The organism is Winogradskya humida, assembly GCF_016862215.1.
Taxonomy (GTDB): Bacteria; Actinomycetota; Actinomycetes; order Mycobacteriales; family Micromonosporaceae; genus Actinoplanes; species Actinoplanes humidus.
In genome coordinates this window covers 12,834-25,874 of the sequence record NZ_BOMN01000118.1, presented here as the reverse complement: position 1 = coordinate 25,874, position 13,041 = coordinate 12,834, and the positions used below count along the sequence as shown (strand labels likewise).

At 69.7% G+C, this 13,041-nt stretch carries 15 protein-coding genes; 12 read left to right on the top strand and 3 right to left on the bottom strand.

The genetic code is table 11. The features are described from left to right. Window positions 1-49: 49 nt before the first annotated feature. The 3 genes from Ahu01nite_RS41545 (at window position 50) to Ahu01nite_RS41535 (ending at window position 4,399) form a co-directional block, all read left to right on the top strand. Entirely contained in the window at window positions 50-1,150 is a 1,101-nt protein-coding gene (locus tag Ahu01nite_RS41545) for a magnesium and cobalt transport protein CorA (RefSeq protein WP_203842262.1), read from the top strand. Next, on the top strand, window positions 1,147-1,653 hold the full coding sequence (locus Ahu01nite_RS41540; RefSeq protein ID WP_203842261.1) for a GrpB family protein: 507 nt from the start codon (window positions 1,147-1,149) through the stop codon (window positions 1,651-1,653). The genes Ahu01nite_RS41545 and Ahu01nite_RS41540 overlap by 4 nt, the downstream gene beginning before the upstream one ends. A 157-nt stretch (window positions 1,654-1,810) precedes the next feature. Then, window positions 1,811-4,399, top strand: a complete 2,589-nt coding sequence (locus Ahu01nite_RS41535) for a lipopolysaccharide biosynthesis protein (RefSeq protein ID WP_203842260.1) — start codon at window positions 1,811-1,813, stop codon at window positions 4,397-4,399. A gap of 87 nt (window positions 4,400-4,486) precedes the next feature. Here Ahu01nite_RS41535 and Ahu01nite_RS41530 read toward each other — a convergent pair whose 3' ends face one another. The 3 genes from Ahu01nite_RS41530 to Ahu01nite_RS41520 form a co-directional block, all read right to left on the bottom strand. Next, a complete protein-coding gene (locus Ahu01nite_RS41530; RefSeq protein WP_203842259.1) occupies window positions 4,487-4,945 on the bottom strand; it encodes a hypothetical protein in 459 nt (152 codons plus the stop codon). A gap of 70 nt (window positions 4,946-5,015) precedes the next feature. Then, window positions 5,016-5,501: a GNAT family N-acetyltransferase gene (locus tag Ahu01nite_RS41525; protein ID WP_203842258.1), complete on the bottom strand. Its 486-nt coding sequence runs from the start codon at window positions 5,499-5,501 to the stop codon at window positions 5,016-5,018. Window positions 5,502-5,515: 14 nt separating this feature from the next. Further along, the gene (locus Ahu01nite_RS41520) at window positions 5,516-5,977 is read right to left on the bottom strand and encodes an Lrp/AsnC family transcriptional regulator (protein ID WP_239159554.1); all 462 of its coding nucleotides are present in this window, start codon (window positions 5,975-5,977) and stop codon (window positions 5,516-5,518) included. A gap of 71 nt (window positions 5,978-6,048) precedes the next feature. Here Ahu01nite_RS41520 and Ahu01nite_RS41515 point away from each other — a divergent pair, with 71 nt between their 5' ends. The 9 genes from Ahu01nite_RS41515 to Ahu01nite_RS41475 all read left to right on the top strand — a co-directional run bounded on the left by Ahu01nite_RS41515 (window position 6,049) and on the right by Ahu01nite_RS41475 (window position 13,041). Beyond that, complete coding sequence (locus Ahu01nite_RS41515; RefSeq protein WP_203842257.1) at window positions 6,049-6,522, top strand: DUF2000 domain-containing protein; 474 nt, start codon at window positions 6,049-6,051, stop codon at window positions 6,520-6,522. A 74-nt stretch (window positions 6,523-6,596) separates the two neighbouring features. Continuing rightward, on the top strand, window positions 6,597-6,932 hold the full coding sequence (locus tag Ahu01nite_RS41510) for a DUF2750 domain-containing protein (protein WP_203842256.1): 336 nt from the start codon (window positions 6,597-6,599) through the stop codon (window positions 6,930-6,932). A 102-nt stretch (window positions 6,933-7,034) separates the two neighbouring features. Next, on the top strand, window positions 7,035-7,238 hold the full coding sequence (locus Ahu01nite_RS41505; protein ID WP_203842255.1) for a Flp family type IVb pilin: 204 nt from the start codon (window positions 7,035-7,037) through the stop codon (window positions 7,236-7,238). Between the two features lie 26 nt (window positions 7,239-7,264). Further along, window positions 7,265-7,666, top strand: a complete 402-nt coding sequence (locus Ahu01nite_RS41500) for a TadE/TadG family type IV pilus assembly protein (protein WP_275411822.1) — start codon at window positions 7,265-7,267, stop codon at window positions 7,664-7,666. Then, window positions 7,654-8,712, top strand: coding sequence for a pilus assembly protein TadG-related protein (locus Ahu01nite_RS41495; RefSeq protein WP_203842253.1), 1,059 nt, complete (start codon window positions 7,654-7,656; stop codon window positions 8,710-8,712). Before Ahu01nite_RS41500 ends, Ahu01nite_RS41495 begins: the two co-directional genes overlap by 13 nt. 10 nt (window positions 8,713-8,722) lie before the next feature. Further along, the gene (cpaB, locus tag Ahu01nite_RS41490) at window positions 8,723-9,484 is read left to right on the top strand and encodes a Flp pilus assembly protein CpaB (RefSeq protein ID WP_203842252.1); all 762 of its coding nucleotides are present in this window, start codon (window positions 8,723-8,725) and stop codon (window positions 9,482-9,484) included. 19 nt (window positions 9,485-9,503) lie between these two features. Then, the gene (locus tag Ahu01nite_RS41485; RefSeq protein ID WP_203842251.1) at window positions 9,504-10,679 is read left to right on the top strand and encodes a CpaE/TadZ family protein; all 1,176 of its coding nucleotides are present in this window, start codon (window positions 9,504-9,506) and stop codon (window positions 10,677-10,679) included. Beyond that, on the top strand, window positions 10,676-12,088 hold the full coding sequence (locus Ahu01nite_RS41480) for a TadA family conjugal transfer-associated ATPase (RefSeq protein ID WP_203842250.1): 1,413 nt from the start codon (window positions 10,676-10,678) through the stop codon (window positions 12,086-12,088). The genes Ahu01nite_RS41485 and Ahu01nite_RS41480 overlap by 4 nt, the downstream gene beginning before the upstream one ends. Further along, window positions 12,085-13,041 carry a type II secretion system F family protein gene (locus Ahu01nite_RS41475; protein ID WP_203842249.1) on the top strand — a complete coding sequence of 319 codons (957 nt, stop codon included), beginning with the start codon at window positions 12,085-12,087 and terminating at the stop codon, window positions 13,039-13,041. Before Ahu01nite_RS41480 ends, Ahu01nite_RS41475 begins: the two co-directional genes overlap by 4 nt.

The following is a 13,041-nucleotide window of genomic DNA, read 5'->3' as shown; positions in this document are numbered from 1 at the left end:
GACCGCTAACGTCAGACGGAACAGGCGAGCAAAACGGGGGGCGCGACGGATGTTGGGGTGGCGGCGACGGGAGCCCTACGCGCTTCCCCGGGCTCTGGGGCGGCTCATCGAGGGACTGAACCGGGTCGAGCCGCAGGCTCCGCGGCAACGGCAGCGCAATCCGGACGCGGTGGTCGACTGCGCGATCTACCAGGGCGGCGACCGGCGAGCGGGGCACGCGCACTACGCGCAGGCCGCCCGGGTGGCGGCGAGACAGCGGGACGCGTTCGTCTGGCTGGGGCTGCACGAGCCCGACGAGCCGACCATGGCCGCCATCGCCCAGGTCTTCGGGCTGCACGAGCTCACCGCCGATCAGGCGCTGACCGGTGGGCACCGGCCGGCCGCGGAGACCGTCGGCGAGGTCACCCGGCTCGTGCTGCGGACCGCGCGTTACGTCGAGCACGAGGAGCTGACCGCCACCTCCGAGGTGGTCGACACCGGGGACGTGACCGTGCTGGTCGGGCGGAACTTCGTGATCACCGTGCGGCACGGGGCGGCGGGTGCGCTCAAGCCCGTACGCGAAGAGCTTGAAGCGCGACCCGCGATCCTGGCGCACGGGCCGTGGTCTGTCGCCTACGCGGTGTGCGACCGGATGGTCGAGCTGTATCTGGAGGTCGCGGGTAGCGTCGAGCGTGACCTGGAGCGACTGGAGGAGACCGCGTTCTCCGACCTGGCACCGGATATCGCCCACATCTACCAGCTCAAGCGCGAAATGGTGGAATTCAAGCGGGCCGTGCTGCCGTTGCAGGAGCCGTTGACACGACTTCTCGACCGCGGGGTGGTGCCCGAAGGCTTGTATCCGTACCTTGTGGACGTACGTAGTCGCCTGACCCGGGCCGTGGAACGGGTTGCCGGCTTCGACGACCTGATCAACTCGATCCTGCAGGCCCGGCTCGCCCAGGTCTCCGTGGATCAGAACAACGACATGCGCAAGATCGCGTCCTGGGCGGCCATCGCGGCCGTGCAGACCACCATCGCCGGCGTCTACGGGATGAACTTCGCGAATCTCCCGGGACTGGACTGGAAGTACGGCTACGGGGTCGTACTGGCCGTCATGGTGGTCTCGGCCGTGGCGCTGCATCGAAGGCTGAAGAAGGTGGGCTGGTTGTGACGCTTGCGGAGCCGGATCCGCGCTGGGCCGCTCTCGCCCACACGGCGATCGTTGCCCTCGAGCCGTACTTCGACGAGGTCGAGCACATCGGCGCCACGGCCGTGCCGGGTTTGCCCGCCTCGGCCGCCATCGACCTGATGGCGGCGGTCGAAGACCTCGACGAGGTCGACGACGGCGCGCTCCGCAGGCTGGCGTATCGCCTCGCGGTGCCGCCGGTCGACGACATGCTTCTCTATCGACGTGAGAACTACGACAGTCTCGGATATTGCCTGTATGTGGTCACCACGGCGAGCTGGCCGGAACGCCCGGAGCGGTTGCTCCGTGACTACCTTACCACCCACCCCGCGCAGCGGGAAAGGTACGCCGCACGCAAAACAGAGCTGATGGACCGATTCGGCCCGGGCGAGGCGTATACGCGGGGTAAGGCCGCCCTGATGCAGGAGATGTCCGATGCCGAACGGGCTGGGCGTGGTTTGCCCCCGATTCCGGTGTGGGAGGAATAGTCCCAGGTCACAGTCGTCACTAGGGCCTCATGGCCTCCCCCGATCGGCCGGATGATCCACTCCGGACGGAACGCCGGGACTACCCCACTTCGCCGTGGCAGATGAACACGCGCAGTAACTACCGTTGGCAGTCGATCACGGCGACTGGGGGCGGTCAGTGGAGAGCACGGTTACCGAGGCCGTACCGGAAAGCCTTGACGCCGGGCCCGAGGGTCCGGGGCGTGGCGGCCTCGTCACCGTCCTGCGCGGGCATCTCGATCTTTTCCTGAACGCCGGGTCGCTGATGGCGACCACCGCGATCACCTCGCTTTTCGGCTTCGCGTACTGGTGGGTCGCCGCCCGGTTCGCCTCGCCCGCCGCCGTCGGCCAGGCTTCCGCCGCCGTGTCCGCGATGACCCTGATCGGCACGATCGGGATGTTCGGCATGGGCACGATGCTCATCTCGGACCTGGGGTCGCTGCGCGGGCGCAAGTGGGAGCTGATCTCCACCTGCCTGCTCGTCGCCGGGTCCGCGGCCACCGTGGGTGGCCTCATCTACGTCGGCCTGGCCCACCTGGCCTTCCCCGGGTTGCGGGACGCACTCGGCAGTACGGCCGCCACCGTGCTGCTGGTCTTCGGCATCGCGCTCAACGCGATGACGCTGGTGCTGGACGAGGCCCTCGTCGGCCTCCTGCAGGGCCCGCTGCAGCTGATGCGCAACGCCTGGTTCTCCGTGATCAAGCTGGTGCTGCTCGGCGTGCTGGCGGTGCTGCCGATCACGCTCACCGGCGGCGAGCTGCTGCTGACCTGGATCGCCGGCTCGGTCGCGTCGGTCGCGATCCTGGGCCGGGCACTGCGCAGCCGCGCCATGGTCGATTCGGTACGCCCCCGGGTGGCCCTGCTGCGCGGCCGCGGCCGGTCGACGTTCGACCACAACCTGCTCAACCTGGCGACCTACCTGCCCCGGGCGGCGCTGCCCCTGGTCGTCACCGCGGTCCTCTCCACCGAGGCCAACGCGGCCTTCTACACCGCGTTCATGGTGACCTCGTTCCTCGCCATGGTCCCCGGCAACGTGGCGCTGACCCTCTTCGCGGTGGCCAGCGGCGACAAGGCGGCGCTGCGCTCGAAGGTCCGGGTCGGCCTCGGCATCTGTCTCGCCGTCGGGCTGCCCGCGTCCCTCGTCGTCGCGTTCGGCGCGCACTGGATCATGTTGATCTTCGGTGCCAGCTACGCCGCGTCCGCGAGCACCGCGCTCACCATCCTCGCGTTCACCTATATCCCGTTCGTCTTCCACCACTTCTTCCTGGCGATCTCCCGGGTGCAGGGCACCGTCCGCGGCGCCGGCTACTTCTCGGTCTTCGCCGGGGCGGCCGAGCTCGTCGCGGCCTGGTACGGCGGCAGCCGCGGCAGCCTGACCGACCTGGTCGCCTGGGTCGCCGTGGTGATGGCCGTCGAGACGGTTCTGGTGGCGCCCACCGTGCTGCGCGTGGTTTTCGCCAAGGCAGCTCCTGAAGGAGAGAACATCGTGTCCACCACCAGCCTGACGCTGCGCGAGCGCGCCTGGCTACCGCTCGAGTACATCCGCACTGTCGGCCCCTTCACCGGCGTGAACGCCGAGCGGCTGCGCAACGCGCTGATCGGCCTGCACGCCGCCGACCCGGAGCACCGGGCCGTGTCGCGTCTCGACCGCAGCGGCGCGCGCTGGCTGCACATGGACGCGCCCGCGTTCGCCAGGTACGTGCAGGACGCGGTGAGCGACCTCGGTGACGGCCCCGCCGACTTCGACGCGATGAGCCTGGAGCTGCAGGCCGAGCCGCGCGCCCACCACCCGGTGCGGATCCTTGTCGGCGGCGGGTACGTCGCGATGAAGGTGTCGCACGCGTACGGCGACGCAGGCCCGGTGAACGTGCTCCTGCGCGAGCTGATCCGCGCGGCCGGCGAGGAGCGTGCCGCGGACATCCCGCCGTCGGTGCGGCACCGCTGGGCGCTGCCGGTGGCCTGGCGGAAACAGTTCGGCACCAAGCCGGGCCGCTGGAAGCAGGGCCTGAGCTTCGCCCGGCCCCCGGAGCACCTCGACGGCCCGGTGCAGCCGTGGACGGCGAGCCTGACCGTGGTGACCGCCCGGTCGGCGACCGTACTCGGCGAGATGCGGGCGTGGCGCGACCGGTACGCCCCCGGCGTGACCACCTCGGCGATCACCTTCGCGGCGTTCACCGCGGCCCTGCGCGACCTCGGGCTCGACCCGGACCTGCGGGGCGGCACGTTCCTCGCGGACGCCCGGCGCTACGTCGACAAGGGCGTCAGCATCGACAGCAACTTCGTGATGGGCCCGTACCTGTCGCCGGAGGATCTGACCGACCCGAAGTCGATCCACACCACGCTGAAGGCCGAGCTCGCCACCGGCCGGATCCTGACGATGATGGTGCTGCGCGAGGGCAAGATGCTGATCACCGGGGCGCCCGGGATGCCGGAGCCGTACCCGACGCAGGCCCCCTCCGCGCCGAGGCCCGCGCTGACCTTCAGCAACCAGGGCCGGCACGACATGCTCGGCGATCTGCCGTGGGCGGTCGAGCCGGCGGGCCGGGTCAACCAGAGCGTCCCGACAGCGGGCAGCCCCGAGGGCATCACACTCACCACCTCGGAGATGAACGGGGTGCTGCACCTCGAGGCGACGTTCCACACCTCGACGTACGACCCGGCCGTCGTGGCCCGGGCCCTCGACCTGGTCTGCACCGACCCCGCCGCGTTGATCATGGCGGCCCGTTAAGCCCGGTCGCCGCGCGAGCGGCGGCCCGTTGGAAAGGCCTGCGTGCGGCCGGCAGCCCCCCGTCGGCCGCACGCAGGTCCACCGCCGTCAGAGCGCGGTGTCCGCCATGACCGGCAGCTTCACGTCGAACTTCTTGGTCTTCTCGACCGCGTCGTCGCCGCAGGTGTTGTAGACGATCGTCGCCTTGAGCTTCACGACCGTCGTCGCGTCGTAGTAGGCGATGACGTAGAACGCCGTCCGGTCCACCTTTCCGGCCTTGAGGTTCGCGCTCTTGGAGAACGACGTGTACGTCTCGGTGTTCGACGGGTAGGTGATGGAGACGTTCTTGCCGTCGATCGTCACCTCGGCGTCGCACACCGGCTTGCCGGTCTTCCAGTAGAGGTCGACCCACGTGCCCTCGTCCGGGGCGACGGGCCGGGTCCAGTTCGTGATCAGGTGCGGGCCCTTGACCGCCGCGGCGGCCGGCGTTACCGCCACCGTCGTCGCCAGCCCCACGGCCGCCAGCGCCGCTGTCATCATCGCCGCGACGCGCCGAGTCTTGCTCATGCGAACTACCTCCCAAAGCTTCGGTTGATCATGCCGAGGCTAGGGCGGATATCGGACTCCAGGGGCAGACTTACAGTTTTTGGTACATAACATGCAGTCCTACGAGACCGTGCGAGGCCGAATCGAAGGCTTCCGGCACCGTGCCGATGACCTCGAAACCCAGAGACTTCCAGAGGTGTACGGCCGGAGCGTTCGTCTCCACGACCGCGTTGAACTGGATGCCCCGATACCCCGAGCGCCGCGACCAACCGATCAGGTACTCGCCCAGCGCCCGGCCCATCCCTCGACCCTGAGCCTCCGGGCTGACCATGAAACTGCCCGTCGCGATGTGCGATCCCGGGCCCGCCTTGTTCGGGCCCATCGTCGCCGAGCCGAGGATGCTTTCGCCGTCGACGGCCACCACGACGTGCGCGGGCGGCGCCTGCATCCAGATCGCGCGGGCCTCGTCGCTGCTCGCGCCGAGCGGGTAGACGTACGACTCCCGCGCCTCCACGATCTGCGACCAGAACGGGTAGATGGCCGGCCAGTCCTGCGGGGTCGCTTCCCTGATCTCCATTTTCGGAAGAATAGCTAGGCGGGCGTGATGCTGTCGTTGCGCAGGTGCTCGTAGACGACGGACGTTCGCACATCGGCTACATGGGCGTGCTCGGTGAGGCGGTCGATGACAAACGCGTACAAGCTGTCGTTGTCCGGCACCGCGACGTGGATGAGGAAGTCCTCCGAGCCGGTCGTGACGAAGACGCCGAGCGTGTCGGGCAGCGCGGTCACCCAGTTGCGGAACGCCTCGATGTTGCGGCGCGACGGGGGCCTGATCCGGACCGCGATCAACGCCTGCACCGGCCGCCCGATCGCCGCGAGGTCGAGCGTGAGACTGGCACCCCGGATGACTCCGCGCTCGCGCAGCGCCCGGGTGCGATCCAGCGCGGTGGTCGGTGAGACGCCCACCGCGGCGGCGATGTCGCGGTTGGTGCGCCGTGCGTCCACCTGCAATTCCCGCAGGATCGCCGTATCAAGTTCGTCCAGGTCAGCCATCTTGGCAGGCTAGCCGAATTAAGTACGGTTCACTTGCTGCGTACCCGTCGAAGTGCCTACCGTTTTGACCTATGAGCGCTGTTAATCAGGTGGGTTTTGAACCCGAGGAGATCCGTACCGACGAGCCCACCCGCTCCGCGCGGCTCAAGTGGGTGGTCGTGGTGGACGAGAGCATGCCGGCCGGGCGGGCCGTCAACGCGGCAGTCTGTGTCGCCGCCGCTACGACCGCCTCGGTCACCGGGCTGCTCGGGCCGGACGCCAAGGACGCCACCGGTTCGGTGCACCCCGGCCTGCCCTGGGCGGGGTGCACGGTGCTCGGCGCCGGGGCCGACAAGCTCGCCGGGTTGCGGGCCCGGGCGGTCGAGTCGCTGGGCGTCTTCGTCGCCGACATGCCGGCGAACGGGCAGAGCACCCGGGTCTACGACGAATACCTGCGACAGCTCGGCGAAACGGACAGCGACGCCCTCGCGTACCACGCGGTCAGTCTGGTCGGGCCGCGGAACCGGATCGACAAGCTGGTGAAGGGCCTGGCGCTGCTGGCCTGATTTAGGGTTTCAAATCACCAAGAACCCTCCGACAAGCGACGATAGGGGCAGCGTCGGATCAGGAGGGGACGGCCATGTCGCTCAGTGCAGCCCACAAGGCGGCGTTCCGCCGCGAGGTGCCCCAGGAAGGCCGGGTCTGGTCGATCCGGGACTCCCACGGTTACCCCGCCCCCGGTGGCGCTCTCCCGTTCTGGTCGAAGCAGTCACGCGCCAAGCGCATCGTCGGCACCGTCGAGGCCTATCAGGGCTTCGAGGTCGTCGAGATACCCGTGTCGGACTGGCTGGACAGCTGGCTTCCCGGCCTGCGGCGTGACGACCTGCTCGTCGGCGTGAACTGGGCCGGCCCGCACGCCACCGGATTCGATCTGACTCCGGCTCAGGTAGCAGGGTGGTTTGAAGAGCTGCCATGACCGCTTCAAACCCTTTAGTGATTCCCGCGGGGACCGATACACATTGCGACAGGCTGACCATGCCGGCGCAAGTAGTCGCGGCACCCCAGAAGGAGAACCACGATGCTGATCACCCTGCTGCGCGAGATGGCGCGTCGCTGGCCCTCCGACGACGACGAGGGTGCGACCGCGGTCGAGTACGCACTGCTCGTCGGTCTCATCGCGGTCATCATCATCTCCAGCGTGACGCTGCTGGGCGGCAACATCGACGCGATGTTCGACGACGTGGCCAACCAGCTCGGCGGCGGCTCGGACAGCGGCAGCTAGGTCCCGGCTTCTCCGTACGGCGGCCGCTGCGTGACGATCGCGGAGCGGCCGCTGTCGAGATGGCAATCGTCCTGCCCCTGCTGCTCCTGATAGTTCTCGGCATCATCGAGTTCGGGATCGGCTGGAACCGTCAGCTGAACCTCACCGAGGCCGCGCACGAGGGCGCCCGCGTCGCCGCGCTGAACGGCGACCAGGCGGCCGTCGCGCAGACCGTGAACCGCATCCTCGGCGTCAGCGCCGACAACACCCAGGTCGACATGTCCGTGTCCGCGTGCGCCCTCGACGGCACCGACGACACCGCGACGGTCGACCTCACGCTCTTCTACGACTCCCCCACCGGCCTCGGCAGCCTCATGGCGAGCTTCGGCGGGCGCGACGTCACGAGCTTCGAGCTGCATGCGACCGGCGTGATGCCATGCGTCGGCTGAAGCTGTCGAAAACCGGCGATGACGGCGCGATCGCGGTCATCGTCGCGGTGCTGCTCACCGGCGGCGTGCTGATCGGGGCCACCGCTCTCGTCCTCGACGTGGGCAACCTCTACGCCAAGCGCGAGCAGCTGCAGTCCGGCGCGGATGCCGCGGCCTGGGCGGTTGCCCAGTCCTGCATCGAAGACCCGGCCTCGTGTACGAACGAAGCGCAGCAACCCGCCGTGGATCAGCTCGTCGCCGCGCAGGTCTACGGCCCGCAGCCGAACAACAACCTGAGCGCGGCCGTCGCGGCGCAGGTGTGCATCGAGGGCATCAACTGCGCGGACTGGAACACAGGCGTGGAGTGCCCGTCGCTGCGGTTGACGTTCGGGCCGTACGCCGAGGTGCGCAGCTACTACCGGGACGGCGACGACCTCGTCATGCCGGCGCCGCTGGCCGGGGCGTTCTCCGGCGGGTCCAAGGGCGCGAAGGTCGGCGCGTGTTCCCGGGTCTCGTGGGGCGCCGCCGAGTCGATGCAGCTGCGGCCGCTCGGCATCTCCGCCGCGTGCATCCCGGCGGAGTTCTACGGCGTACCCGATATCCCGGACGACACCCAGCAGACCATCGGCGCGATGCCACGCCACCTGCCCGACCCACCCGCGGACGCTTCCACCGCTCTTCCGGAAGACCCCGGGACGGGTACGGGTTGCGGCTTCACGTGGCTCGACAGCGCCGGCACCTGTTACGTCACGCCGACGCCGCCGGTCGACCTCACCGCCACCGCGACCGGCTGCCCGGATGCGCTGGCCGAGGCGCGCGACGAACACCTGCCGATGCTCGTGCCGGTGTACGACAGCCGCGCCGCCGACCAGATCCACGTCACCGGCTACGCGGCGTACGTCGTCACCGGCTACGCCGGGCAGCCGGACGGCGCGCTCTGCACCGACCCGGGCACGCCGTGCGTGGCCGGCTACTTCACCCAGATGCTCGCACCGCGCTCGCAGCCGAGGTTCTCCGTCGAGGGAGCCGCCGACTACGGCGTAACGGCTATCGGACGCACCGGATGACGGGGGAATCATGCGACGCCGGGTTCTGATCGCACTGGCCGCGCTGGTCCTCGCCGGGATCAGCGGGGTCGCCATGACCCTGTACGCCCGCGGCGTCGACCAGCGGGCCGTGGACGGGCGGCAGGCGATCTCCGTGCTGCTCGCCACCAAGAAGATCAAGGCAGGTACGACCGGCGCCGAGATCCGCAAGCAAAAGCTCGTCCGCACGGTCGTGATGCCCGCCGAGACGGTTCCCGAGGGGACGCTCAACGCGCTCGGCGCCGACCTGGACCGGTTGGAGCTGAGCGCCGATCTCGCGCCGCAGCAGTTGCTCATGCGCGGGCTCTTCGGCGTCGCCGGCACGACATCGGCGGCCACCGTGGGCGTACCGGACGGGCAGCTCGGGGTCAGCGTCGAGGTCAGCATGGCGCCCGGGGTCGCCGAGAAGGTCGCCGAGGGCGATCGGGTCACCGTGTTCGTGACGTATCCGAAGGGTGGCTCGCCCGACTCGCAGAAGACCCGGGTGCTGCTGCCGGCCGCGACGGTCATCAGCATCACGAGCGGCCAGCCGAGCGATGTCACGCCGGCGCCGACGTCCACGTCGCGGGCGGCGAGCAGCCGGGCAGCCCAGTCGTATCCGGCCACGCTCGCGGTCAACCAGGCCGACGCGACCCGGCTCGTGCACGCCGCACAGACCGCCGAGCTGTATCTCGGGCTGCTCGGCGAGGGCACCGAGGTCACGCCGTCGGCCGCCGTCGACTACGGCTCACTCTGGCCGAAGGAGAACTCGTGACCGGGCCGAGGAGAAACTCGTGACGTACTACGTCTATGTCGAGCCGGATGCCGAGCGGCGCAACTCGGTCGGGGCCGTCTACCGCGAGTACGGCTTCGCGATCGTGGGCGAGCTGGCGGAGCTGGAGACGCATCTGCCGCGCAATCCCGAGACGCTGCTGGTGATGGTCGGCGCGACCGTGGACCTGGAGGAGGTGCTGACCTTCACGGCGTACCAGAGAGTGCAGAGGCCTTTGATCGGGGTTCTGCTGTTGCGCCGGACGCTGGAGCCAGACGTGCTCGGGCGGGCGATGCGCGCCGGGATCCGCGAGGTGCTCGAGGAACTGGACGCTGAGGGGATCCGGCTCGCGGCGGCCCGGTCGATCGATCTGTCGAAGGCGCTGAGCACCAGCCTGCGCAGCGCGAGCGACCAGGACCAGAGCGCGAAGATCATCACCGTCTTCGCGGGCAAGGGCGGCTGCGGCAAGAGCGTCGTCGCCACGAACCTGGCCGCCGCGCTCTCCGCCGACGGCAGCCGCCGGGTGCTGCTCGTCGATCTCGCCCTGCAGTTCGGCGATGTCGCGATCATGCTGCAGCTGCCGCCGAACCGGAGCATCTCCGACGCGATCTCGATGGGCGGCAAGGTCGACGAGGCCGGGCTGCGCTCGGTCATCACGCCCTACCGGCCCGGCTGGGACGCGCTGCTCGCGCCGTCGAGCCCGGCCGAGGGCGAACACGTCGGCCGCGAACTGGTCACCGAGATCCTCGAGGTGGCCCGCGGAATGTACGACTTCATCGTCCTCGACACCCCGCCCGCGGTCACCGATCAGGTGCTCTCGGCGCTGGACCTGACCGACTGGTTCGTGCCGATCGTGACGCCCGACCTGCCGACGCTCAAGAGTGTGCGGCTCACGATCGAGATGTTCGACCTGCTGCAGTACCCGCGCGACCGGCGGCTCGTGGTCTTCAACCGCGCCAACACCGAGGTCGGGCTGACCACCGAGGACGTCGAGGAGGCGGTCGGCGCCCACCTGTCCGTGCACGTGCCGTCGTCGCGGGACGTGCCCGTGTCGGTCAACCGGGGCCTGCCGATCGTGCTGCAGGACCCGACCCACCCGGTGAGCCTGGCCCTGCGCAAACTCGCCGACCGCTGTTCCGGGGTTACCAGCGCGCAGGAGTCGCGGCGGCGCATCTTCGCCTTCGGGAAACGCCGATGAGTCTCTCCGCGCGCATCGCCGCACTCTCCCCGTCTGCCGGGCCGGTCACCGCCGAGCCGGTCGACGAGGGTCCGGTCTCGGCGACGGAACAGCGTTACCGCGCCGCAGGCGTACAGGTCGGGGATGCCGTCACCGAGGTACGGCTGCGGATCCAGCGGCAGCTCGCCGACGAGCTCGGGCCGACCCTCTACTCGTCGTCCGACGGCCCGGCCGGCGACCTCGACGCCCGGGTCAAGCAGACGCTGACCGAGCTGATCGCGCGCGAGCAGACCCCGCTCGCCGGTGCCGACAAGGCCCGCATCATCCAGGACGTCACCGACGACGTGCTCGGGCACGGGCCGATCGAGTCGCTGCTGCGCGACCCGACGGTCAGCGAGGTCATGGTGAACGGCTACGACCTCATCTACGTGGAACGCTTCGGCCGGCTCGAACGCGCCGACGTCGAGTTCGACGACGAGGCGCACCTGCGGCGCATCATCGACCGGATCTGCTCGCGGGTCGGGCGCCGCGTCGACGAGGCCAGCCCGATGGTCGACGCGCGACTGCCCGACGGCAGCCGGGTCAACGCCGTGGTGCCACCGGTCTCGCTGGACGGCTCCTCGCTGACGATCCGCAAGTTCTCCGTGTCGCCGCTGACCGTCGACGACCTGATCCGCTTCGGCACGCTCAGCGCGAAGACCGCCACGTTCCTGGAGAACTGTGTGCGCGGGCGCCGCAACATCGTGGTCAGCGGGGGTACGGGCTCCGGCAAGACCACGATGCTCAACGTGCTCTCCTCGTACGTGCCGCATGACGAGCGGATCGTCACCATCGAGGACGCGGCGGAACTGCAACTGCGGCAGGACCATGTCGTACGCCTGGAGTCGCGCCCGAAGAACTCCGAGGGCGCCGGCACGATCAGCACCCGCGACCTGGTCCGCAACGCCCTGCGCATGCGCCCCGACCGGATCGTCGTCGGCGAGGTCCGCGACGCCGCCGCACTCGACATGCTGCAGGCGATGAACACCGGCCACGACGGCTCGCTGACCACGCTGCACGCCAACGCGCCGCGCGACGCCATCGCCCGGATGGAGACGATGGTGCTGATGGGCGGCATGGACCTGCCGATCCGCGCGATCCGCGACCAGATCGCCGCGGCCGTCGACGTCATCCTGCAGGTCAGCCGGCTCAAGGACGGCAGCCGCCGGGTCACCCACATCTCCGAGGTGGTCGGCATGGAAGCCGACGTGGTCAGCCTTCAGGACCTGTTCCTGTTCGACTTCAAGGCGGGCATGGACAGCGCCGGGCGTTTCAAGGGGACCTTGGAACCGACCGGTCTGCGCCCGCGGTTCGCCGACGACCTCGCGGTGTACGGCGTGACGATGCCGCCGGCGCTGTTCACCGCCGCACCCGCCAAGGGACGCCGATGATGTGGCTGGTCCTCGCCGCCGTGGCGATGGCCGCAGCGGTGTTCCTCGTCGCTTACCTGATCCTCGAGGCCCTCTTCGGCAAGACGTTCTTCCAGCGGCGCCTGGAGTCCCTGCGGCGCTTCGCCGTGCGGACACCGGTGACGAAGGGGCTCATGGTCGCGGCGATCCGCGCCGGGATCACCCGGACCGGCGAACGGATCGGGCGGCTCGTCCGGCTCGACAACCATGCGCTGCTCGAAGCGGCCGCGGTGCCGATCCGGCCCGGCGAGTGGCTGGTGATCCAAGCCGGTGCGGCGCTGGCCTTGGCGCTGGTGCTCGGCCTGATCCTGCCGTGGTTCCTGGGCATCCCGGCCGGGTTGATCGCCGGTTTCCTGATCCCGAACGCGCTGCTGCAGGGACGGGTCGAACGGCGTAAGGCCCGCTTCGCCGAGGAGCTGCCCGAGACCCTGCAGATGATCGTCAGCTCGCTCCGGTCGGGTTTCACGCTGCAGCACGGCATCTCCAACGCGGTCCGCGACAGCGACGGGCCGGTCGCAGGGGAACTGCGGCGGGCGCTGTCCGAGACCCGGCTCGGGGCCGAACTGGAGGACGCGCTCGACGGGGTCGGCCGGCGCACCGGAAACCACGACATGAAATGGCTGGTCATGGCGATCCGGCTGCAGCGGGAAGTCGGCGGGAGCCTCTCCGAGGTGCTGCAGACCACCGCGGACACCATGCGCGAACGTGACTACCTGCGGCGCAGCGTGCGCGCGCTGTCGGCCGAGGGGCGGCTGTCCGCGGGCATTCTCTTCGCGATGCCGCTCATCATGGGCGCCTGGATGCTCCTGTTCCGCCGGGAGTACATCCGCCCGCTCTACACCGACCCCCGCGGCATCGTGATGCTCGCCGTCGCCGCCGGGCTCCTCGTTGTCGGCGGCCTCTGGCTCCGCCGCGTCGTCCGGGTCGAAGTCTGA

Coding starts and splice junctions, on each gene's coding strand:
- Ahu01nite_RS41545 (WP_203842262.1), top strand. CDS start 50: ATGTTGGGGTGGCGGCGACGGGAGCCCTACGCGCTTCCCCGGGCTCTG.
- Ahu01nite_RS41525 (WP_203842258.1), bottom strand. CDS start 5,501: ATGGAGATCAGGGAAGCGACCCCGCAGGACTGGCCGGCCATCTACCCG.
- Ahu01nite_RS41510 (WP_203842256.1), top strand. CDS start 6,597: ATGTCGCTCAGTGCAGCCCACAAGGCGGCGTTCCGCCGCGAGGTGCCC.
- Ahu01nite_RS41515 (WP_203842257.1), top strand. CDS start 6,049: ATGAGCGCTGTTAATCAGGTGGGTTTTGAACCCGAGGAGATCCGTACC.
- cpaB (WP_203842252.1), top strand. CDS start 8,723: ATGCGACGCCGGGTTCTGATCGCACTGGCCGCGCTGGTCCTCGCCGGG.
- Ahu01nite_RS41495 (WP_203842253.1), top strand. CDS start 7,654: ATGCGTCGGCTGAAGCTGTCGAAAACCGGCGATGACGGCGCGATCGCG.
- Ahu01nite_RS41530 (WP_203842259.1), bottom strand. CDS start 4,945: ATGAGCAAGACTCGGCGCGTCGCGGCGATGATGACAGCGGCGCTGGCG.
- Ahu01nite_RS41475 (WP_203842249.1), top strand. CDS start 12,085: ATGATGTGGCTGGTCCTCGCCGCCGTGGCGATGGCCGCAGCGGTGTTC.
- Ahu01nite_RS41505 (WP_203842255.1), top strand. CDS start 7,035: ATGCTGATCACCCTGCTGCGCGAGATGGCGCGTCGCTGGCCCTCCGAC.
- Ahu01nite_RS41520 (WP_239159554.1), bottom strand. CDS start 5,977: ATGGCTGACCTGGACGAACTTGATACGGCGATCCTGCGGGAATTGCAG.
- Ahu01nite_RS41480 (WP_203842250.1), top strand. CDS start 10,676: ATGAGTCTCTCCGCGCGCATCGCCGCACTCTCCCCGTCTGCCGGGCCG.